The sequence below is a fragment of the Streptomyces sp. 891-h genome, from assembly GCF_022760275.1.
GTDB lineage: Bacteria > Actinomycetota > Actinomycetes > Streptomycetales > Streptomycetaceae > Streptomyces > Streptomyces spirodelae.
This window is the reverse complement of record NZ_CP050693.1, coordinates 4,481,374-4,502,016: the sequence shown is the minus strand read 5'-3', so window position 1 is coordinate 4,502,016 and position 20,643 is coordinate 4,481,374. Positions and strand designations below refer to the sequence as shown.

Here is a 20,643-nt window from a genome sequence, read left to right as displayed (position 1 = left end):
GTGTGCCGGGCGGGCCGGTGGAAGCCGCCCGTCCGGCACGCGCGCACACTGTCCGGAGGCCACCGGCTCTCCGGGAGGGCACCGGCTGTGCCGAGGGCACCGGTGAGCCGGGAAACAACTGACGACCGGAGGACCACCCATGTCGGCCACCACCCCGTGGCTCATCGCCGGACTCGGCAATCCGGGCCCCGACTACGCCGGCAACCGGCACAACGTGGGCTTCATGGTCGCGGACCTGATCGCGGGGCGGATGGGCGGCAGCTTCAAGTCCCACAAGGCGGGCCGCGCCCAGGTGCTCGAGGGACGCATCGGCATCCCCGGCACCACCAGCACCAGGGTGGTGCTCGCCAAACCGATGTCGTACATGAACGTATCCGGCGGTCCCGTCAAGGCGCTGCTGGACTTCTACGGCATCGGCGCCGATCACTTGGTCGTCGTCCACGACGAGCTGGACATCGACTACGGGACCCTGCGCCTCAAGTTCGGCGGCGGTGACAACGGCCACAACGGCCTCAAGTCCCTCACCAAGCTGCTGGGCCGCGACTACTACCGGGTCCGCTTCGGCGTCGGCCGGCCCCCGGGCCGGATGCAGGTCGCCGACTACGTCCTCAAGGACTTCTCCTCCACGGAGCGCAAGGAACTCGACTACTTCGTCGACCGCGCCGCGGACGCCTGCGAGGCCCTGATCCTCGACGGCCTGGAACGGGCCCAGAGCACCTACAACAGCTGAGGCTCGGTCCCTCTCTCGATGGCCACGGGCGCCTCCGGCGCCAAGTCCTACTTGCCCCTGCCCGCCCGCAGCATCTCCTCGATCGCTGCGAGCCGTTCCGCGAGGCGGTCGATGTCGGCGCGGGTCGCCTGCTGGGCCTCGGGGCTGGGGACGACGAGCAGCCTGCCGTCCGGTTCGAGGCTGCCGTGTTCGACGGTCTTGACGGTGCCGCCCGTCTGCAGCCGTACGACCTCCTCGACCTCTCCGGTGCGCAGCCCGAGCCGCCGCATCGCGCGGCGGACGATGTGACCGTCCTCGATCACGGTCGTCGGCTTGCCCTCCAGCAGCCGTGCCATGTTGCCTTCGACCGCGAGCAGCCTGTTGACGAACGCGTTGACGCCCACCAGCGTCGCAGCGCCGACCAGGCCGCCGAGGAGGCTGAAGTCGTTGCCGATGACGGCGTTCTGCACCACGTTGGACAGCAGAAAGACGACCACGAAGTCGAAGGTGTTCATCGACGCCAGCCCCCGCTTCCCGGCCAGCCGGAACAGCACGATGATGACGACGTAGACGAGGATGGTCCGCACGATCTTCTCGACCACCGGGATCTCGATCGTCACCATGTCGTGCCACATGCCCATTGGCCTCCTGCTCGGTTCCGGCTGTCTCCCCCACAGTGGAGTCGCGGTCACCCGGAACGGGCCCCAACGCGCGGAGAGGCGGGTGGAACACCACCAGCCCCGCCGCGAGGAGGGAGGGGAGGAGGGTCCCTGGGGTCGGTCACAGGTGGGACGGCAGGCGCCAGGCGCGCTCGCCCAGCAGGGACATCACCGCCGGCAGCAGTACGCCGCGTACGACGGTCGCGTCGATGAGGATGGCCGATGCCATGCCGAGGCCCAGCATCTTGTACTCGATGGCGGAGAGGGTGAGGAAGACCGAGAAGACGCCGATCATGATGAGTGCCGCGCTGCTGATCACGCCGGCGCCGGCCCCGATACCGCCCACGATCGCCGCACGCGGTTCCGCGCCCCCGAGCCACCGCTCCCTGATCCGGCTGAGGATGAAGATGTGGTAATCCATGCTCAGGCCGAACAGGATGATGAACATGAACAGCGGGAGCCAGCTGACCACCCCGCCGTAGGAGTTGAACCCGAGGAGTCCTTCCAGGTGGCCGTCCTGGAAGACCCAGGCGAGCACTCCGTAGGCGGCGCCGATGGACAGCAGGTTGAGCAGGATCGACGCCAGCGGGATGGTCAGCGATCTGAACGCCACCATCAGCAGGACGAAAGCGAGTCCGAGGACGAAGGCGAAGACGACCGGGGTCCGGCTGCTCACCCGCTCGGCGAAGTCGTGCGGTATGGCGGTCTTGCCCGTGACCGCGTACTCGACGCCCCGCGCCGGGCCGAGCGCGGCCGGCAGCGCTCGCTCGCGCAGCGTCGCAAGCGCGCGGTCGGCGGCGGGATCCGTGACGGCGCCCGCGAGCGGTACCCGTACCACCATGGCGTCGCCGACCGGCACTGCCGTGATCGGCTCCCGTAGCGCACCGCCGCTGCCGGCGGCCTGCTCGTGCAGCTCGTCGATCGCCTCCCGCACCTGAGGGGTGTCGGCCGAGGCGCCGTCCGTACGGTCGATGACCACCCGGGCCGCCGTGGCCGCGCCCGGAAACTGCTCCTGCATCTCGCTCGCCGCGTCCACAGCCGACGAGGAACCGGAGGGCAGGCTGGCGGTGACCGCGGCGTCCTGCAGCCGGATTCCGAGCGCGGGCAGCGCCATGACCAGCAGGGCCACGGCAGCGGTCGCTCCGGTCAGGAGGGGCCTGCGTACGGCGGCGCCGGCCACCCGGCTCCAGAAGCGCGACTCCCGCGCCGCGATCCTGGGCCTGCCCAGCCAGGGGATGCGGGCCTTGTCGACCCGGTCGCCGAGTGCGGCGAGCAGCGCGGGCAGCACCGTCACCGAGCCGAGCACGGCCAGTCCGACAACCAGGACGGTTCCGACGGTCAGCCCCTTGAAGACGTCGACACCGGTGAACAGCAGCCCGGTCATGCAGACCATCACGGTCAGGCCGGAGGCCACCACGGCGTGCCCCGAGGTGCGTGCCGTGATCCGCAGCGCCTCGTGGACGTCGTGTCCGGCCGCCCGTTCCTCCCGCAACCGGCGCAGCGAGAACAGGGAGTAGTCGATGCCCACGGCCATCCCGATGAGCAGGACGAGGGAGGAGGCGGCGCTGTTGAACGGCACCCAGTGGCTGACCAGTTGCAGCAGTCCGAACGCGGCCGCCACGGCCGTGGCCGAGAGGAGGAGCGGTATGCCGGCGGCGATCAGCGAGCCGAAGACGGCCAGCAGGACCAGCAGCGTCAGCGGCAGGGATGTCGTCTCAGCACGCTTGAAGTCGTCCTTGATGCCCTCGTCGACCGCCCGGGAGAGGCTGTGGTCGCCCGCCTGTGCGAGCTGGACATCCGGGTGGTGCTCTCGCACCCGCTCCACGGCCCGCACCACTGTCGCGTAGTGCTTCGCGAACTGGTCGTCGGGCCCGGCCAGTTCCACCGTCACCAGCCCGGCGCTGCCGTCCTCGGACATCCAGCGCCGACCCTCCGCCTGAAGCGGGGAGCCGATCTCGCGTACCGCGTCCGGTGTCCGGCGCAGCTCGGCGACCAGCTGCTCGGTGGCCGCCCGCAGCTCGGAGTCGGTCGCGAACTCCCGGCTCCCACCGCGGGCCCGTATCAGCACGTTCTCCCGGATGGAGTCGCCGCTGCCCTGTGCGTCCACCAGCTGCTGGGCGCGGCCGGCCTCGCCCGGGTCGACCGCGCGGGCCGTCTCACCGGTCATCGGCATGCTGGACAGTACGGCGAGGACGACCAGCGCCAGCCATCCGCCGATCGCCAGGGCGCGGTGCCGCGCGGACCAGACCGCCACGGCCTCGGTCACGCCCCGGCGAGGCGGGGCGCCCCCGCGCCGGCCGTGGCCCGACTTGCTTTTGGGCAGCATGAGCTGCTCTCCTCTTTTCGGTGGAGTGTGTTCCTGCGCAAACTCGCCCGCGGCGAGGTGGTTCAGCTCCCCGTTGCCCGGGTCGTCGAGTTGCCGCTCGACGGCCCGGGGTGTTCCCGGGAGCTATTCGACGTCCTTGAGGACCCGCTCGATCGTGTCCGTCCTCTCCCGCAGCTTTGAGACCTGTCCGCCGATCTCGGCCAGTTGCTGCTCGATCCGCTGCTGTCTGTCGACAGCGGCTTCGGCGAGCTTCTTGTACTCGCCCTCGCGGGCGAGCTGAGCCTTGGCCCGCCGCCCGGCGGTGGCATGCCACAGCAGCATGACGACCACGGCGATGAGCAGGGTGAAGATCCCGACGGTGCCTATGACTTCCTGCCATTCGTGCTCGTTCATCGCGGTGATCCCTTCTCGCCCTTCTCGATGGTCAGCGTCCCGGCGAGGCGCGCCAGCAGCTCCGGAGTCAGATGGACCGAGAAGGGCTCCACCTCGTAGAACTTCATCGCCTTTCCGTCCTCCGACAGCTCCATCCGGGAGGAGACCAGACCGGCCGCCTCCAGCTTCTTCAGATGGACCTGGAGCAGCGCCCTGCTGATGTCCAGCTCGCGCGCCAGCCGGCTCACGTAGTTCCGCCCACCCGCGAGAGCCGCGACAACCCGCACCCGGTGCGGGTTGGACAGAGTGGCCAGCACCCGCACCAGATCATCGCCCGTGGAGCACATGCCAAGGGATGTTAGCAGGTGCTGGCTGGCATTGGCGGGTGGATTGGCGGGAGTCGCGAGCGGTCTGCCCGACGGCGTCGGAGGACACGGTTCCGATAGTGGGCCAAGCACCCACAAGCCGGTCGGCCGAGGTTGACCGGCTTCGGTCAAGTGGCCAGGATCTCCGCCATGCCTTCACGAGTCGCACGCACCCAGCCCAGGCGCAGCCGTATGCGGCGGCTCGGCGAGACCGCCTTCGGGATGCTGTTGCTGGCGCGGGCCGCGCTGATGGCGCTGATCGCGCTGGTGCTGGTGGTGGCCGGAGGGTGGACGTCGTGGGAGACGGCGACCACCGCCATGGCGGGGGACGAACGCGGCACCGTCACCGTCAGCAAGTGCGGGGACGACGAGTGCACCGGGACGTTCCGCGGCGAGAGGTCCTCCAGGCCGGAGAAGGTGACCGTCTCCGAGTTCGTCTCCGGCGGGGAGGGGCAGACCGTGGACGTGGCCGTACAGCCCGGTACGGACCATGTCATACGGACCGGGCCCGCCGGGATCCTCTACGCGTGGGTGCCGCTGGGCGGGGCGCTGCTGCTGGCCTCGCTGGTGATCGCGGGCGGCCTGCGGATGAAGAGGACGGCCGTGCTCACCGGGGCGTGCGGTGCCCTGATCATGGGCGGGGCCTGGGCGCTGCTCGCGTTCTGAGCGAGCGGCACCCAGGCCCTTGAGGGCGCCGGAGGACGTCAGCCGGTGTTGCGCAGGCCCGCCGCCACGCCGTTGACGGTGAGCAGCAGCGCGCGGCTCAGGTTCTCGTCCGGCTCCTTGCCCTCGGCCGCTGCCTGCCGCTGGCGGTGCAGCAGGGAGACCTGGAGGTAGGAGATCGGGTCGAGGTAGGCGTCGCGGATCTTCAGCGTCTTCTGGAGGACCGGGTTGGACTCCAGCAGCTCGCTCTCACCGGTGATGCGGAGCACTTCCTCCACCGTGCGGGCGTGCTCGGCCTCGATGGTGGCGAAGACGTGCCGCAGCTCCTCGGGGACCAGCGTCTCGACGTAGTGGCGGGCGATCCGCAGATCGGTCTTGGCCAGCGTCATCTCGACGTTGGAGAGGAAGTTGCGGAAGAAGTGCCAGTGGGTGTGCGCCTCTTCCAGCACGCTGTCGAGCCCGGCCTCGCGCGCTGCCTTCAGGCCCGTGCCGACGCCGAACCAGCCGGGGACGATCTGCCGCGACTGGGTCCAGCCGAACACCCACGGGATGGCCCGCAGCCCGTCGAGCCCCGCGCCGGTGTCGGGGCGGCGGGAGGGGCGGGAGCCCAGGTGGAGCTCGGCGAGCTGGTCGACGGGGGTGGAGGCGAAGAAGTACGCGGGCAGGTCCGGGTCCTCCACCAGCTCGCGGTAGGCCCGGTGCGCGGCGTCGGAGACGGTGTCCATGGCCGCGTCCCAGCGGGCCAGCGCCTCGTCGGACTGGCGCGGCGCGGTGTGCAGCGCGGAGGCCTGGAGGGTGGCCGAGACGGTCAGCTCCAGGTTCTCCCTGGCCAGCGAGGGCACCAGGTACTTGTCGGAGATGACCTCGCCCTGCTCGGTGACCTTGATCTCGCCCTCCAGGGTGCCCCAGGGCTGGGCGAGGATCGCGTCGTGGGTGGGGCCGCCGCCGCGGCCGACGGTGCCGCCGCGGCCGTGGAAGAGCCGCAGCCGGACGCCGTGCCGGTGTGCGACGTCACGCAGCCGGCGCTGGGCGCGGTGGATCTCCCACTGGCTGGTGGTGATGCCGCCGAACTTGGAGGAGTCGCTGTAGCCGAGCATGACCTCCTGGAGGTCGCCGCGCAGGGAGACCAGCTTGCGGTAGGAGGGGTCGGAGAGCATCGCGTCGAGCAGTTCGTCGGCGATCTTGAGCTCGTCGGTGGTCTCCAGCAGCGGCACGATGCCGATCTTGGCCCAGCCGCCGTGCAGGTCGATCAGTCCGGCCTCGCGGGCGAGGACGGCGGCGGCGAACACATCGTCGGCGCCCTGGCACATCGAGAGGATGTACGACTCGATGACCTCGGGCCCGAAGGTCTCCAGCGCCTTGCGGATCGTCTCGAAGACGCCGAGGGTCTTGGCCCCGGCCGCGTCCAGCGGCGCCGGGCTCGGGGCGAGCGGGCGGCGGGAGCGCAGCTCCTTGGCCAGCAGCCGCTGCCGGTAGTCGCGCGGCATGTCGGCGTAGCGCCAGGACTCCTCACCGAGCCGGTCGAAGAGCTGGCCGAGCGCGTGGTGGTGGGCCTCGGCGTGCTCGCGTACGTCCATCGTGGCGAGCTGGAGGCCGAAGGCCGCCAGGGTGCGCAGGGCCCGCTCCAGGCGGCCGTCGGCCACCAGGCCGCCGCGGTGTTCGCGCAGCGAGTCCTGGAGGAGTGCGAGGTCGGCGAGCAGCTCTCCGGTGCCCAGGTAGTCCCGGCCCTCGGTGTGCGGGAGCTTCTCGGCCAGCCGGGTGCGGGTGTTCAGCAGCTTCTGCCGGATGCAGGTGGCCTTGAGCCGGTAGGGCTCCTCCGCGTTGAGCCGCTTGTAGCGGGGGCTGATCTCCGGCAGCCGGGCGAGGTCTCTTTCGAGTGAATCCAGCAGCGGCTGTGTGGCGCCGCAGTTGCGGATCGAGTTGGAGAGGGCCCCGCGCAGCTCGTCCACGTGTGCGAGGGCATCGGTGATGCCGTGCTCGTGCTGGAGCAGCAGCACATCCCAGGTGACCTCGGGGGTGACGTTCGGGTTGCCGTCCCGGTCGCCGCCGATCCAGGTGCCGAAGGTCAGCGGGCGGGTGCCGGAAGGCAGCGGCGCGCCGGCCCGCTCCAGCTCGGCGGCCAGGTCCTCCAGCACGTCGCCGACGGCGCCGCGGTGCAGCTCGTCCAGGTAGTAGATGGCGTTGCGCGCCTCGTCCGCCGGCTCGGGGCGGGCGACGCGCAGCTCGTCGGTCTGCCAGATCAGGTCGACGTTCTCGGCCAGCCGCAGATCGGCACGGCGGCGCTCGGCCCCGCCCGGCTGCCCGTCGGCCTCGTCCAGCAGTTCGGCGATCTTGCGGAGCTTCGTCAGCACCGAGCGGCGGGCCGCCTCGGTGGGGTGCGCGGTGAAGACGGGGCGTACGGAGAGGTGACGCGCGGTGTTCGCCAGGTGGGCCGGGTCGGCGTCCTTGAGCATGTCGGCGGTACGGGCGAGCATCCCGCCGTCGCCCGCGCGGCGGCGGCGCAGCTCGCGGCCGCGGTGCACCTGCTCGGTGACGTTGGCGAGGTGGAAATAGGTGGAGAAGGCCCGCACCAGCTTGGTCGCGGTCTCCAGATCGGTCTCGCCCAGGAGCTCGGCCGCCGCCTCACCGTCGCTGCGGGTGAGCGCGCGGACACGCTCCACCAGGTCGAGGAGCTCGGCGCCCTCCTGGCGCACCAGCGTCTCGCCCAGCAGATCGCCCATCCTGCGGATGTCCGCACGGAGGGCCGAGTTCGACTCGGCTGCGTCCACGCTGTCCACGCTGAGGCTGTGACTGCCGGGGGACTCCCCTCCGCTGCCACCGCCGGAGGCCCGGCCTCCGCCGACGCCTCCCACCATCCCGGGGTCACTCGATCCGGGCAGGTTCTCCGGCGGCTCGGGGGTTCGCTGATTGCTGTCGGCGCTGCTCACAGGTGCGGCTCCCTTGCGGGGTTGCTTCCCTTGCGGGGTTGCTTCGGGCAGGTGGCGGACCGCGCTGTCCGACGGAACAAGGATAGGTCGGGCTCAGCGTGGTACAGGACTCCCGTCCGAGGGGTGGGCAGCGCGGCGGGCCCGCCCCGGTGTGCACCCCTCTTGTCCCGTGACTTACGGCTGCCATACTTACGTCGCCGTAGGTTACGGAACCGTAGCCAAGCCGAGGTCCAATGAGGGACATCTATGACGACAAGCCCGGACGTGCTCGACAGTTCGCCACAGGACGCCCCAGCCGACTCGCCGGAGGCCTCCTCCACCACCGGACAGGCCGCAGGTGCCGCCTCCCCGACCCCGCTGCCCTCCGCGACGCTGGGCGGTGAGAAGCGGCGCTCGGCGGAACAGCTCGCGCTGCTGCTGTTCATCACCGTCCCGTTCGTCGCGCTGGTGGCCGCGGTGCCGCTGGCCTGGGGATGGGGGGTGAGCTGGCTCGATCTGGGGCTGATGGTCGCGATGTACTTCATCGGCTGCCACGGCATCACGATCGGCTTCCACCGCTACTTCACACACGGCTCGTTCAAGGCGAAGCGCCCGCTGCGGATCGCGCTCGCGGTCATGGGCTCGCTCGCCGTCGAGGGCCCGCTGGTGCGCTGGGTCGCCGACCACCGCAAGCACCACAAGTTCTCCGACGCGGAGGGCGACCCGCACTCGCCGTGGCGCTACGGGGAGACGATCCCCGCGCTGATGAAGGGCCTGTGGTGGGCGCACGTCGCATGGATGTTCGACGAGGAGCAGACGCCGCAGCACAAGTACGCGCCCGACCTGGTCAAGGACCCCGCGCTGCGCGCCGTCTCCCGGCAGTTCGTGATGTGGACCGTCGTCTCGCTGATGATCCCGCCGGTGATCGGCGGCCTCGCCACCTGGTCGTGGCAGGGCGCGGTGACCGCCTTCTTCTGGGGCTCGCTGGTGCGCGTCGCGCTGCTGCACCACGTCACCTGGTCGATCAACTCCATCTGCCACGCCGTCGGCAAACGCCCCTTCAAATCCCGGGACAAGTCGGGCAACGTGTGGTGGCTGGCGGTCCTCTCCTGCGGCGAGTCGTGGCACAACCTGCACCACGCCGACCCCACCTGCGCACGGCACGGTGTCCAGCGCGGTCAGATCGACTCCAGCGCGCGGATCATCCGCTGGTTCGAGAAGGCCGGCTGGGCGTACGACGTGCGCTGGCCGAAGCACGACCGGCTCGACTCGCGGCGCAACACGGAGGGCTCGAGCCGCCGCAAGGCCAAGCAGGGCGCTACGGACACCCCTGAGCAGGACCCGGCAGCGGCCGGCGCCGTGGGCGACGGCTCCCGCCGTCCGGAGCAGCCGGCCAGGGCGGCATGATGCTGTGCTGACCCAGGGGCCTCAGCAGGCCCCCGGGTCCCGAGACAGCCAGACAACAGGGAAGGCCCACTCCGTGCCGACCGACGAGACCACGCCGCCGTTCGGCGGTGGGACGCCGCCGTCCAGCAGCCCGAAGAAGCGCACCCGCCGCCGGATGACCGGCAAGGAGCGCCGCGAGCAGTTGCTGGACATCGGCCGTACCCTCTTCGCCGAACGCGGCTTCGAGGGCACGTCGGTGGAGGAGATCGCCCATAAGGCCGGGGTGTCCAAACCGGTCGTCTATGAGCACTTCGGCGGCAAGGAGGGCCTGTACGCGGTCGTCGTCGACCGCGAGATGCGACGTCTGCTGGACATGGTGACCGGGGCGCTCACGGGGGGCCACCCCCGTGAGCTGCTGGAACAGGCCGCGTTCGCGCTGCTGGACTACATCGAGCAGTACACCGACGGCTTCCGCATCCTGGTGCGGGACTCCCCGCTCCCCCAGTCGACCGGCACCTTCGCCTCGCTGATCTCCGACATCGCCACCCAGGTCGAGGACATCCTCGGCCGCGAGTTCAAGACCCGGGGCTTCGACGCCAAGCTCTCGCCGCTCTACGCCCAGGCGCTGGTCGGCATGGTGGCCCTCACCGGTCAGTGGTGGCTCAACGTACGCAAGCCCAAAAAGGCGGAGGTCGCGGCCCACCTCGTCAATCTCGCCTGGCACGGCCTCGACGGCCTGGAGCAGAAGCCGCGCCTGATAGGCCACAGGCGCTCCTGAGCCCCCCGGGCCCCGGGCCCGCTGCGGGCCTCAATTCCTCGGCCCCCCGGCCCCAGCCCAGCGAGAAATCCCTCGGTCCGGCGGCCGGGCGTGTGCGAAGCTCCCCTTCGTGGTGTGCCGAGGTGTGCGCACCCCGAGCGCGAAGGACGAGGATGTTCGCGATATCCCTGGGTGACGACGGCGCCGAACTGCGCCCGCTGGAGCCGTGGCAGGCGGAGGAGTTCCTGGCGCACATCGAGCGCGGGCGGGAGTTCATCGGGGCCCATGTGGGGCTGCCGGACGCCAACAAGGATCTGGCCTCGGCCCGTGCTTTCCTCCAGTCGTACGCGGAGAAGGCCGCCGCCGACACCGGGCGGATCTACGGCATCTGGACCGCCGACGGCAAGCTGGTCGGCGGGGTGCTCTTCCGCACCATGGACGTGCCCCAGGGCACCGCCGAGGCGGGCTGCTGGCTGGAGCCGGCGGCGGTGGGCAAGGGCCTGGTGACCCGGGCGGTACGGGTCATCATCGACTGGGCCATCGAGGAGCGCGGCATCCACCGCGTGGAGTGGCACGTCTCCACGGCGAACGAGCCCAGCATCGCCGTGGCCCGCCGCCTGGGAATGCGGAAGGACGGCGTGCTGCGGGAAAGCTTTCTGTACCGGGGCGAGCGGGCCGACATGGAGGTCTGGTCGATCCTCGCCCCGGAGTGGCGCGCCGCCCCGTAGCGGGCGCACCCCCCTTGCCGGGCAACAAGGCATGAAGCCTCAGCGCTTGACGGCGATGACGAACACGCGGCGGAACGGAAACGCCGTCGCACCGTCCGCGTCCGGCGGATACGCCTCGCGGAGCGCTTCCGCGTACTCGGCCAGGAAACGGTCCCGCGCCTCGGGGTCGTCGGCCAGCCGTTCCAGCACGGGGCGCAGCGCTGTGCCCTTGGTCCATTCGAGTACCGGGTCGGGACCGGTGAGCCGGTGGAGATAGGTGGTCTCCCAGGCGTCGACGTCGCAGCCGTCGGGCCCGAGCGGCGCGAGGAGTTCCGCGTACGCCGCCGGGGTGAGGACGGTGTTGGTTCGCGACGCGGCACCGACGCGGCCCCGCCAGCGCGGGGAGTCGCGCAGTTCGGCCAGCAGGGTGTGGCTCGGGGCGTGGAAGTTGCCGGGCACCTGGAAGGCGAGGACGCCACCGGACGGCAGGGCGGCGAGCCAGTCGGGGAAGGCGTGCTGGTGGCCGGGCACCCACTGGAGCGCCGCGTTGGAGAAGAGCAGGCCGAAGTTCTCGGCCGGGTCGGGGCGCCAGTGTGCGAGGTCGGCGTGGGTGAAGTCGAGCCGCCCGTGCCGGGTGTGCGCCGCGGCCTCGGCGAGCATCTCGGGGGAGTTGTCGTACCCGGTGATGTGCGCGCGGGGCCACCGCCGGGCCAGTGGCTCGCTGGGCCCACCAGGGCCGCAGCCGAGATCGGCGATCCGCACCCGGGGATGACCGGGCAGGTGATCGGGTACGTGTGCGAGAAGATCGAGAACGGGACGAAGGCGAGGTCCGGCGTTGCGCAGATACTGCTGGGGGTCCCACATGGCAGCAGCGTGCCCGCACGCTCTCTTGACGTCAAGAGACTTCACGTCGACACAACCTCTACACTGATCCCATGGAGGACGAGGTCGACCGTTTGGTGGCAGCATGGCGCCGGGAGCGCCCTGACCTCGACGTCGAACCGCTCGAGGTGCTCAGCCGGGTCAGCAGACTGGCCCGGCACCTGGACCGGGCCCGGCGTATCGCGTTCTCCGAGCACGGTCTGGAGCCGTGGGAGTTCGACGTACTGACAGCGCTGCGCCGCGCGGGCACCCCCTATCAGCTCTCCCCCGGCCAGCTGCTCACCCAGACGCTGGTCACCTCCGGGACGATGACCAACCGCATCGACCGCCTCGCCAAGAAGGGGCTGGTGGAGCGGCTGCCCGACCCCAGCGACCGGCGGGGCGTCCTGGTCCGGCTCACCGCCGAGGGACGGGACCGCGCGGACAGCGCGCTGGCCGGGCTGCTCGACCAGGAGCGCGCCATCCTCGCCGAGCTCTCCCCCGTGCAGCGCGGCGAACTGGCCGGGCTGCTGCGCCAGCTGACGGCGCCGTTCGACAACATCCCCACCTGAGCGGCCACCCCTCCGGGCAACCCACCTGGCCGAAGCGCCCTGTTCCCGCGCCCGCCCGGGCCGTACGATCACGCGCATGGCCATGGGCGCGCGGTTCGAGGGACGGACGGTCATCATCACCGGGGGCGCATCCGGTATCGGTGCCGCGACGGCGCACCGGCTGGCCGACGAGGGGGCGGCCGTCGTCATCCTCGACACGGCGGAGGCCGGGGCGCACCGCACCGCGCGGGAGATCACGGCCTCGGGCGGCCGGGCGGCGTTCGTGCTGGGCGACGTCACGGACGAACCGGCCTGGACCCGTGCCGTGCAGACGGCGCGTGAGGGGTTCGGCCCCGTCGACGGGCTGGTCTGCAACGCGGCGCTGGTGCGCGGTGGCGCGGCCGACGAGATCTCCGTGACCGACTGGGAGGCCCAGCTCGGCACCAATCTGACCGGGGCCTTCCTGGGGGTGCGGGCCTGCGTCAGCGACCTGCGCGAGCGGTGCGGCGCGGTGGTGCTGACCTCCTCCGTGCACGCCCGTGTCGGACTGCCCGGACGGCCCGCCTACGCCGCGAGCAAGGCGGGTCTGACCGGGCTCGGCAGGCAGCTCGCCGCGGACTTCGGCCCCCGGGTGCGGGTCAACTCCGTGCTGCCGGGCCCCATCATGACGCCTGCCTGGGACGGGATCGGCGCCGAGGAGCGGCGGCAGGCGGCCGGTGAGACGGTGATCGGCCGCCATGGCCGCCCCGACGAGGTCGCAGCCGCCATCGCCTTCCTGCTCTCGCCGGACGCCTCCTATGTGACGGGCGCAGAGCTGGTGGTGGACGGAGGCTGGAGCGTCTACAAGAACTCGGTGTGAGCGGGCCCGGCCTGCCTCCTCAGTCGGCGAGATCCGCGTAGGCGACTGCTCGTTCGATACGGGCCCGCACCAGGTACTCGCCGGGGACGGCGTTGCGCTCCCCGAACTCCGCGGCGCGGTCCGCTCCCATGTAGCGGCCGCCGATCCGGGTGGCCCACTCGCGCATCAGCTCCAGGTCGTCCACGAACTCCTCGACGACGCACTCCAGCAGCACAAAGCTGAAGGGCGGCTCCTGGTCGTCCACGCACAGGGCGAAGCGGGGCTCGCGGCGCAGCGAGCGGTACTTCAGCGAACTGCCACCCGTGTTGAAGACCAGCCGGCCCTCCTCGTCCAGCAGAAACCACACGGGGGTCACATGGGGGCGGCCGTCCTTGCGGGTGGTCGCCAGCTTGCCGGTGCGGGTGCCCGTCAGGACGAAGTCCCGCCACTGGGCTTCGGTCATCTGCTGCATTGCCACATCTCCACGGTCGTCGGGCTCGGCGAGGCGATCAGAAGTGATCGGACCGCAGAGCCTAGAGCGAGGAGCCGACGACCGGCCCGGCACCACGCACGGCGCAGGCGCGTCAGCCGGTCAGCGCGCTGCCGCCGGTTCCAGTTCCGCCGGGCCGACTCCGGCGCGCCGGGCAAGCGCGACGGCCTGGAGCGTGGAGTGGACGCCCAGCTTGCCCAGGACGTTCTGCATATGGGTCCGTACCGTGTGCGGCGACAGGTACAGCCGCTCTGCGACGGCCTTGCGGCCCAGCCCCGCCACCATGCACCGCAGGACCTCCCGCTCGCGCGGCGTCAGGGACTCCACCAGGCGTTCGCTCTCGGTGCGGTGCTTGCGGCTGGCTGTCAACTCCTTGAGTACGCCGGTGAGAAGGGCGGGCGGCAGATGCGTCTCGTCCTTGAGGACGCCGCGGATCACCTGGAGGAGCCTGGAGAGGGAACAGTCCTTGGCGACCCAGCCGCCCGCGCCGGCCTGGAGCGCGGCCGCGGCGTGCCGGGGATCGTCCCGTTCGGCCAGGACGACGGTGCGTACCGCCGGATAGTCGGCGCGGACCCGGGCCACCAGCGGTAATCCGCCGGTCGCGGGCGGGGAGGCGGGCGTTTCAGGCGCCGGGGCGCCCGCAGCGGCACTGCTCACCGCCGTCGGCTCTTCCTGCGCTGTGCCCAGCACTCTGCCGTGTGCGTGCCTTTCGCCGTTGGTGCGGGGCGCGCCCTGGTGGGACGCCGGGCCCTGGTTGGGCGCCGGACCCTGGTGCGGCGCCGGACCCTGCGCGGGCACCGGTGCCGGACCGGCCACCGGGGGCTGGCCCGGGTGCGCCGCCCCGTTCAGCGGTGCGCCCAGGTCGGCGTCGACGAGCAGGACGTCGAACCGGCGGCCCTCGGCCGCGCCGCGCTCCAGATGACGCAGCGCTGCCGCACCGCTGCCCGCCGCGCCCACTTCGACATCCTGTTCGGCCGCGAGCGCGGCGGCCAAGGACTCGGCGAAAATGCGGTGGTCGTCGACCACCAGCACACGAATACGTTGCATGGCACCCCCTGGCAGTGCGGGCACGGCGCCCATGCGCGGGAAAGCGCGCCATCGACACGGCCGCCGCCGTGTTCGCTGTCTACCCCGCCCCTGGGCGTCGTACCCGGCTGTCTCGCCCCCTGATCAGCACCGGCCCCCACCGGTGCTGTACAAGATTCAGGGTACGGCCGGGCTGTGACAACGGAAGGCAAATAACAAAAATCGTTCTACTCGTGCCCGGCGTGGGGGGCGCACCAGGGCGCGTCAGGAGCGCACCCGCGCGTGGGGCACACACGCGCGGCACGAGCGCCCCACCAGCCGGGCGCCGGCCTCACAGCCGGTGCGCGCCCGCGCTCGGCACCGCCTCGAACACATGCGGCACCAGATGGCCCGCGGCCTCGAAAGCCGAGGTCACCGCCTCGGTGATCTTCTCGGTCCCGCTCTCCTCGGCCAGCACGACCGCCGAGCCGCCGAAGCCCCCGCCGGTCATCCGGGCGCCGAGCGCTCCCGCGGCCAGCGCCGACTCGACCACCAGATCCAACTCCTCGCAGGAGACACGGAAGTCGTCCCGCAGCGAGAGGTGTCCCGCCGTCAGCACCGGGCCGACCGCGCGGGTCTCGCCGGCCTCCAGCAGCGCGATCGTCTCCTCGACCCGCCGGTTCTCCGTGACGATGTGCCGCACACAGCCGCGCACCCCGGGGTCGTCGAGCCGGGCGTCCAGGCGTGCGAGGGCGGTGCCGAGCTCCTCGTACGCCACATCGCGCAGCGCCGGGACGCCGAGCGCCGCCGCACCCGCCTCGCACGCCCGGCGGCGTTCCGCGTAGGCGCCGTCGGCCAGGGTGTGCTTGACGCGGGTGTCCACGACGAGCATCCGCAGCCCCTCGGCGGCCAGATCGAAGGGGACCTGGCGCCGGCTCAGGTCGCGGGTGTCCAGGTGCAGCACATGCCCCTCGGTGCAGCACGCCGAGGCCATCTGGTCCATGATTCCGCAGGGCATGCCGACGAAGTCGTTCTCCGCCCGCTGGCACAGCCGCGCCAGCTCAGCGCTGCACAGCCCCAGCCCGTACAGCTCGGTCAGCGCGAGGCCGGTGACGACCTCGAGAGCGGCCGACGAGGACAGCCCGGCGCCGGTGGGCACGGTGCTGGTGATCTGCACATCGGCGCCGTGGACCGGCAGCCCCGCTTCACGCATCGCCCACACGACGCCCGCCGGGTACGCGGCCCAGCCGCCGTCCGCGCCAGGCGTCAGCTCGTCGAGCCTCAGCTGGTAGGCGGCGCCCGGCACATCGGCCGAGTGCAGCCGCAGCACGCCGTCGTCGCGCCGCGCCACGGCCGCGTGCACGGTGTGCGGGAGAGCAAGCGGCATCACGAAGCCGTCGTTGTAGTCCGTGTGCTCGCCGATGAGGTTGACCCGGCCGGGCGCAGCCCAGGTGCCCTCCGGCTCGGCGCCGTAGACCTCGCGGAAGCCCTCCGGCGCTCCCTGGCTCACGCGGTGCCCTCCGGTGTCCGCTCCTGGGAGGCCGCCGCGGCCTGCTGCGCGAACCGCCAGGCGTCGGCCACGATCTCCTCCAGTCCGCTGCGCTCGGGCCGCCAGCCCAGTTCCTTGCGCGCCCGGTCGGCCGAGGCCACCAGGACGGCCGGATCGCCGCCCCGGCGCGGGGCGACCTGCTCGGGCACGTCGTGCCCGGTGACCTTGCGGACGGTCTCGACGACCTCCCGTACGGAGAAGCCGTTGCCGTTGCCGAGGTTGCAGATCAGGTGCTCACCCGGGGTGGTGCGGTCCAGTGCGAGCAGGTGCGCCTCGGCCAGGTCGGCGACGTGGATGTAGTCGCGCACGCAGGTGCCGTCGGGGGTGGGGTAGTCGTCGCCGTACACCGAGATCGTCTCGCGCCTCCCCTGCGCGACCTGGAGGACCAGCGGGATCAGATGCGACTCGGGGTCGTGACGCTCGCCGTAGGCGGCGCCGTCGGCGGTGAAGTAGGCGCCCGCGACATTGAAGTAGCGCAGTGAGGCGGCCGCCAGGCCGTGTGCCCGGCACTCGCCGCCGATCATGTGGTCGACGGCCAGCTTGGAGGCGCCGTAGGGGCTGGTGGGCGCGGCGGGGTCGGTCTCGGTGATGGGGGTGCGCTCGGGTTCGCCGTAGACGGCGGCCGTGGAGGAGAAGACCAGCCTGCGCACGCCCGCCTCGCGCATCGCGGCCAGCAGCTCGACGGTGCCGCCGACGTTGTTGCGCCAGTACTTCTCGGGCTGCTCGACGGACTCGCCCACCTTGGAGTGCGCGGCGAAGTGGAGCACGCCGTCGTACGAGGCGTCCAGCACGCGTGCGGCGTCCTGGATGCGGCCGCCGACGAACTCGGCGCCGGTCGGCACGCCCTGCGCGAAGCCGGTGTCGAGGTCGTCGAGGACCGTGACGGTGTGTCCCGCCTCCAGCAGGCGTGCCGCCACCACACTGCCCACATATCCGGCCCCGCCGGTCACCAGGTACTTGGCCATTGCCCCAACTTTCTGTTCGTCGACTCCGTCCACGAAACCACCCGTTGCTGTGTGTTTCATGAAGCCACCTCGCGCAGGCGCCGCGCCGCGGCCTCCGGTGGTACGTCGTTGATGAACACGTTCATGCCGGACTCGGAACCGGCGAGAAACTTCAGCTTGCCGGGAGCCCGTCGGATGGTGAAGAGCTCCAGATGCAGCGCGAACTCCTCGCGGGGCGCCAGGTGCGGGCCGCGGTCGGCGCCGTCGCCGAACGGTGCCTGGTGCCAGGCGGCGATATAGGGGGTGCGGGCCTCCTGCTCGCCGAAGAGGCGGTCGAAGCGGCGCAGCAGCTCCAGGTAGATCCCGGGGAACTCGGCGCACGCCTCCTCGCCCAGTCCCAGCAGGTCGGGCACCCGGGACCTGGGGTACAGGTGCACCTCGTACGGCCAGTGCGCGGCGTAGGGGACGAAGGCCGTCCAGTGCTCGCCGTCGATGACGACCCGCTCCCCCGCGGCGCGTTCCGCGGCGACGAGGTCGTCGAAGAGGTTGCCGCCGGTCTGTGCGCCGTGCTCGGCCAGGGAGCGCAGCATGCGGGCCGTGCGCGGGGTGGTGAACGGATAGCCGTAGATCTGGCCGTGCGGGTGGGAGAGGGTCACCCCGATCTCCTCGCCGCGGTTCTCGAAGCAGTACACCTGCTCCACACCGGGCGTCCGGGACAGCTCGGCCGTGCGGTCCGCCCATACGTCCAGGACGAGGCGGGCCTGCTCCTCGTCGAGGTCGGCGAAGGAGGCGTGGTGGTCGGAGGTGAAGCTGACCACCTCGCAGCGGCCGGCGCCCGGCGCGTGCCGGAAGAGTCCGGCGGCGTCCTCGTTCTCCTCCTTGCCGGGCGCGCCGCGGAAGGAGGGGAAGCGGTTCTCGAAGACGGCGACGTCGTAGTCGGCCTCCGGGATCTCGCTCATCCGCCCCTCGCGGGAGGGGCACAGGGGGCACTCGTCGGCCGGCGGGTGGTAGGTGCGCGCGTTGCGGTGCGCGGTGACACCGACCCACTCGTCCAGCAGCGGGTCGTGCCGGATCTCGGAGTGCGCCTCCATACCGGGCATCGGCCGCCGGTCGGCGGCGGTGCGGACGGTGTCGTCGCTCAGGTCGTAGTAAACGATCTCGCGGCCGTCCGCCAGACGGCCTGAGGTCTTCTTCACCGGGTGGCTCCTCGTTCCTGGACCTCAAACATAATCACACACAAGGAACCAGGAGCCAACAGAACAGTCGGCTCAGCCTCCGGTGCGACGCCGCATGGAACGCTCGTTAATCATCACAATCAAACAAACTCCTGCAACAAGACCTTTCAAAAGTTGAAACAGCGGCGGTACGTTCGCGTCCGTTCCGATCGCGCGATGAAGCGAGTGACCCATGTTGCACCTGGCCGAAGGGCTACGGCTCCCCACCAACGGACTCGACTACACACTTCTCGGCATCTACTTCGCCGTCGTACTCGGGATCGGCTTCGCCGCCCGGCGCAGTGTGAAGACCAGCCTCGACTTCTTCCTCTCCGGCCGGTCGCTCCCCGCCTGGATCACCGGTCTCGCCTTCGTGGCCGCCAACCTCGGCGCCACCGAGATCCTCGGCATGGCAGCCAACGGTGCCCAGTACGGCGTCTACACCGTGCACTGGTACTGGATCGGCGCCATCCCCGCCATGGTCTTCCTCGGCCTGGTGATGATGCCGTTCTACTACGGCTCCAAGGTCCGCTCGGTGCCCGAGTTCCTGCTGCACCGCTTCGGGCCCTCCTCGCACCTGCTCAGCTCGATCATCTTCGCGGTCTCCTCCGTGCTGATCGCGGGCGTCAACCTCTACGCGCTCGCGCTGGTGCTCAAGGCGCTGCTCGGCTGGGAGCTGTGGATATCCGTCGTGGTCGCGGGCTTCTTCGTGCTCGCGTACATCACCCTCGGCGGCCTCTCCTCCGCCATCTACACCGAGGTGCTGCAGTTCTTCGTCATCCTCGCCGCGCTGATCCCCCTCACCGTCGTGGGCCTCAAGCGCGTCGGCGGCTGGGGCGGCATCACCGACACCCTCTCCGGTGAGAAGGGCGGCGCCTTCATGACCGCCTGGGACGGCACCGGCATCGGCTCCGCCAACCCGCTGGGCGCCAACTGGCTGACCATCGTGCTGGGCCTGGGCTTCGTGATGAGCTTCGGCTACTGGACGACCAACTTCGCCGAGGTGCAGCGCGCGCTCTCCGCCAAGAACCTCTCCGCGGCGCGGCGCACCCCGCTGATCGCGGCCTTCCCGAAGATCTTCATCCCGGCGGTCGTCGTCATCCCCGGCCTGATCGCGCTGGTGATGGAGCCCACGCTGGGCAAGACCGAGAAGGGCCTGCAGTACAACGACGCCATCCCGGTACTGATGCGCGACCTGCTGCCCAACGGCGTGCTCGGCATCGCGGTCACCGGCCTGCTGGCGGCGTTCATGGCCGGTATGGCGGCCAACATCTCCTCCTTCAACACCGTCTTCACCAACGACATCTACGCGGCGTACCTGAAGAAGGACCGGCCCGACGAGCACTATGTGGCCACGGCCCGCTGGGTCACCGTCGCCGGCGTGCTGATCGGGATGGGGACGGCGTTCATCGCCTCCGAGTTCAGCAACATCATGAACTACCTCCAGACGCTGTTCTCCTTCTTCAACGTGCCGCTGTTCGTCGTCTTCATCATCGGCATGTTCTGGAAGAAGACCACACCGGCGGCCGGGTTCTGGGGCCTGCTGATGGGCACCGTCGGCGCGATGGTGAACTACTTCTGGTTCTACAAGCAGGGCGTCATCGACATCCCCACCGACCAGGGAGCCAACTTCGTCTCCTCGATCGTGGCCTTCGCCGTGGGTGCCGTGGTGATGGTGGCCGTCACCCTGTTCACCAAGCCCAAGCCGGCCGAGGAACTCGCGGGGCTCGTCTACGGAACCCGCTCGCCCGGCGAACCCGAGCCGCTGGGCGAGGGCGACGACGCGTGGTACCGCAAGCCCGCGCTGCTGGGCTGGGGCGCGCTGATCCTGGCCGCCGTCTGCTACGTCCCCTTCTCCTTCTGAGCCCCGACGCGGAGGAAACCGAAGCCCCATGAGTAGCCCCATGAGTCATGACAGCACCCCCTCGAAGCCGGCCGCTCAGCAGGTGGCCAAGGACGTGGAGGAACTGGAGCGGCGGTCGCAGACCGCGGCCCGGCTCTTCGACGTACGCCGCATCATCGGCGGCCTGTTCGTGGTCTACGGCGTGATCGTCACCATCGCCGGGATCTTCGCCTCGGACGAGGACCTGAAGAAGGCGCAGGACATCAACATCAACCTGTGGACGGGCATCGCCATGCTGATACTTGGCGTGGCCTTCCTGGTGTGGCTGAGGCTGAGCCCGACGATTCCGCCGCCGTCGGTGGAGGAGAGCGAATAGCTGCGCTGCCTTGCGCTGCGCTTGGGCAGTCTGCGCCAGGGGCGCAGGGTGGGCAAGCGCAGCCCCCTTGCGGAGCACAGGACCGGGAACGGGCTGCCCCTTGATGCCGTCGCCGGGCTGGA

20 protein-coding genes are annotated in these 20,643 nt (G+C 70.9%); 9 read left to right on the top strand and 11 right to left on the bottom strand.

Features of this window, described 5'->3' with window-relative positions; genetic code table 11:
* Positions 1-139: 139 nt before the first annotated feature.
* The gene (gene pth, locus HC362_RS19790; protein WP_243085373.1) at positions 140-730 is read left to right on the top strand and encodes an aminoacyl-tRNA hydrolase; all 591 of its coding nucleotides are present in this window, start codon (positions 140-142) and stop codon (positions 728-730) included.
* Positions 731-777: 47 nt separating this feature from the next.
* Here the strand turns inward: pth and HC362_RS19785 are convergent, their stop codons facing one another.
* The 4 genes from HC362_RS19785 to HC362_RS19770 all read right to left on the bottom strand — a co-directional run bounded on the left by HC362_RS19785 (position 778) and on the right by HC362_RS19770 (position 4,413).
* The gene (locus HC362_RS19785) at positions 778-1,350 is read right to left on the bottom strand and encodes a YetF domain-containing protein (protein WP_243085372.1); all 573 of its coding nucleotides are present in this window, start codon (positions 1,348-1,350) and stop codon (positions 778-780) included.
* Between the two features lie 139 nt (positions 1,351-1,489).
* Positions 1,490-3,694 (bottom strand): MMPL family transporter, encoded by a 2,205-nt coding sequence (locus HC362_RS19780; RefSeq protein ID WP_243085371.1) that lies wholly within the window; start codon positions 3,692-3,694, stop codon positions 1,490-1,492.
* Between the two features lie 123 nt (positions 3,695-3,817).
* On the bottom strand, positions 3,818-4,087 hold the full coding sequence (locus HC362_RS19775; protein ID WP_243085370.1) for a hypothetical protein: 270 nt from the start codon (positions 4,085-4,087) through the stop codon (positions 3,818-3,820).
* Positions 4,084-4,413 (bottom strand): ArsR family transcriptional regulator, encoded by a 330-nt coding sequence (locus tag HC362_RS19770; RefSeq protein ID WP_243085369.1) that lies wholly within the window; start codon positions 4,411-4,413, stop codon positions 4,084-4,086. Before HC362_RS19770 ends, HC362_RS19775 begins: the two co-directional genes overlap by 4 nt.
* A 168-nt stretch (positions 4,414-4,581) precedes the next feature.
* On the opposite strand from HC362_RS19770, the gene HC362_RS19765 reads away from it, so the two are divergent.
* Positions 4,582-5,097 (top strand): hypothetical protein, encoded by a 516-nt coding sequence (locus HC362_RS19765; RefSeq protein ID WP_243085368.1) that lies wholly within the window; start codon positions 4,582-4,584, stop codon positions 5,095-5,097.
* A 38-nt stretch (positions 5,098-5,135) separates the two neighbouring features.
* On the opposite strand, the gene ppc is transcribed toward HC362_RS19765, so the two are convergent.
* Positions 5,136-8,021 carry a phosphoenolpyruvate carboxylase gene (gene ppc, locus HC362_RS19760; RefSeq protein WP_279240124.1) on the bottom strand — a complete coding sequence of 962 codons (2,886 nt, stop codon included), beginning with the start codon at positions 8,019-8,021 and terminating at the stop codon, positions 5,136-5,138.
* A gap of 246 nt (positions 8,022-8,267) precedes the next feature.
* Between ppc and HC362_RS19755 the strand changes: the two genes are divergently transcribed.
* The 3 genes from HC362_RS19755 (at position 8,268) to HC362_RS19745 (ending at position 10,871) form a co-directional block, all read left to right on the top strand.
* Positions 8,268-9,407, top strand: a complete 1,140-nt coding sequence (locus HC362_RS19755; protein ID WP_243085367.1) for a fatty acid desaturase — start codon at positions 8,268-8,270, stop codon at positions 9,405-9,407.
* Positions 9,408-9,480: 73 nt separating this feature from the next.
* A complete protein-coding gene (locus HC362_RS19750) occupies positions 9,481-10,164 on the top strand; it encodes a TetR/AcrR family transcriptional regulator (protein WP_209267261.1) in 684 nt (227 codons plus the stop codon).
* A gap of 152 nt (positions 10,165-10,316) precedes the next feature.
* On the top strand, positions 10,317-10,871 hold the full coding sequence (locus HC362_RS19745) for a GNAT family protein (protein WP_243085366.1): 555 nt from the start codon (positions 10,317-10,319) through the stop codon (positions 10,869-10,871).
* Positions 10,872-10,910: 39 nt separating this feature from the next.
* Here HC362_RS19745 and HC362_RS19740 read toward each other — a convergent pair whose 3' ends face one another.
* A complete protein-coding gene (locus HC362_RS19740; RefSeq protein WP_243085365.1) occupies positions 10,911-11,714 on the bottom strand; it encodes a trans-aconitate 2-methyltransferase in 804 nt (267 codons plus the stop codon).
* Between the two features lie 71 nt (positions 11,715-11,785).
* Between HC362_RS19740 and HC362_RS19735 the strand changes: the two genes are divergently transcribed.
* Together HC362_RS19735 and HC362_RS19730 are read left to right on the top strand one after the other, a co-directional pair.
* The gene (locus HC362_RS19735; RefSeq protein WP_243085364.1) at positions 11,786-12,283 is read left to right on the top strand and encodes a MarR family transcriptional regulator; all 498 of its coding nucleotides are present in this window, start codon (positions 11,786-11,788) and stop codon (positions 12,281-12,283) included.
* Between the two features lie 82 nt (positions 12,284-12,365).
* Positions 12,366-13,121, top strand: a complete 756-nt coding sequence (locus tag HC362_RS19730; protein ID WP_243088711.1) for an SDR family NAD(P)-dependent oxidoreductase — start codon at positions 12,366-12,368, stop codon at positions 13,119-13,121.
* A 19-nt stretch (positions 13,122-13,140) separates the two neighbouring features.
* On the opposite strand, the gene HC362_RS19725 is transcribed toward HC362_RS19730, so the two are convergent.
* The 5 genes from HC362_RS19725 to galT all read right to left on the bottom strand — a co-directional run bounded on the left by HC362_RS19725 (position 13,141) and on the right by galT (position 18,284).
* Positions 13,141-13,572 carry a PPOX class F420-dependent oxidoreductase gene (locus HC362_RS19725; protein WP_243085363.1) on the bottom strand — a complete coding sequence of 144 codons (432 nt, stop codon included), beginning with the start codon at positions 13,570-13,572 and terminating at the stop codon, positions 13,141-13,143.
* 120 nt (positions 13,573-13,692) lie between these two features.
* A complete protein-coding gene (locus HC362_RS19720) occupies positions 13,693-14,637 on the bottom strand; it encodes a response regulator transcription factor (protein WP_243085362.1) in 945 nt (314 codons plus the stop codon).
* A gap of 310 nt (positions 14,638-14,947) precedes the next feature.
* On the bottom strand, positions 14,948-16,105 hold the full coding sequence (galK, locus tag HC362_RS19715) for a galactokinase (protein WP_243085361.1): 1,158 nt from the start codon (positions 16,103-16,105) through the stop codon (positions 14,948-14,950).
* Positions 16,102-17,109 carry a UDP-glucose 4-epimerase GalE gene (gene galE, locus HC362_RS19710; protein ID WP_243088710.1) on the bottom strand — a complete coding sequence of 336 codons (1,008 nt, stop codon included), beginning with the start codon at positions 17,107-17,109 and terminating at the stop codon, positions 16,102-16,104. The genes galK and galE overlap by 4 nt, the downstream gene beginning before the upstream one ends.
* Positions 17,110-17,165: 56 nt before the next feature.
* A complete protein-coding gene (galT, locus tag HC362_RS19705) occupies positions 17,166-18,284 on the bottom strand; it encodes a galactose-1-phosphate uridylyltransferase (RefSeq protein ID WP_243085360.1) in 1,119 nt (372 codons plus the stop codon).
* A gap of 211 nt (positions 18,285-18,495) precedes the next feature.
* On the opposite strand from galT, the gene HC362_RS19700 reads away from it, so the two are divergent.
* Both HC362_RS19700 and HC362_RS19695 read left to right on the top strand, forming a co-directional pair.
* Positions 18,496-20,166 carry a sodium:solute symporter family protein gene (locus HC362_RS19700; RefSeq protein ID WP_243085359.1) on the top strand — a complete coding sequence of 557 codons (1,671 nt, stop codon included), beginning with the start codon at positions 18,496-18,498 and terminating at the stop codon, positions 20,164-20,166.
* A 40-nt stretch (positions 20,167-20,206) separates the two neighbouring features.
* Complete coding sequence (locus tag HC362_RS19695; RefSeq protein WP_243085358.1) at positions 20,207-20,521, top strand: hypothetical protein; 315 nt, start codon at positions 20,207-20,209, stop codon at positions 20,519-20,521.
* Positions 20,522-20,643 lie beyond the last annotated feature (122 nt).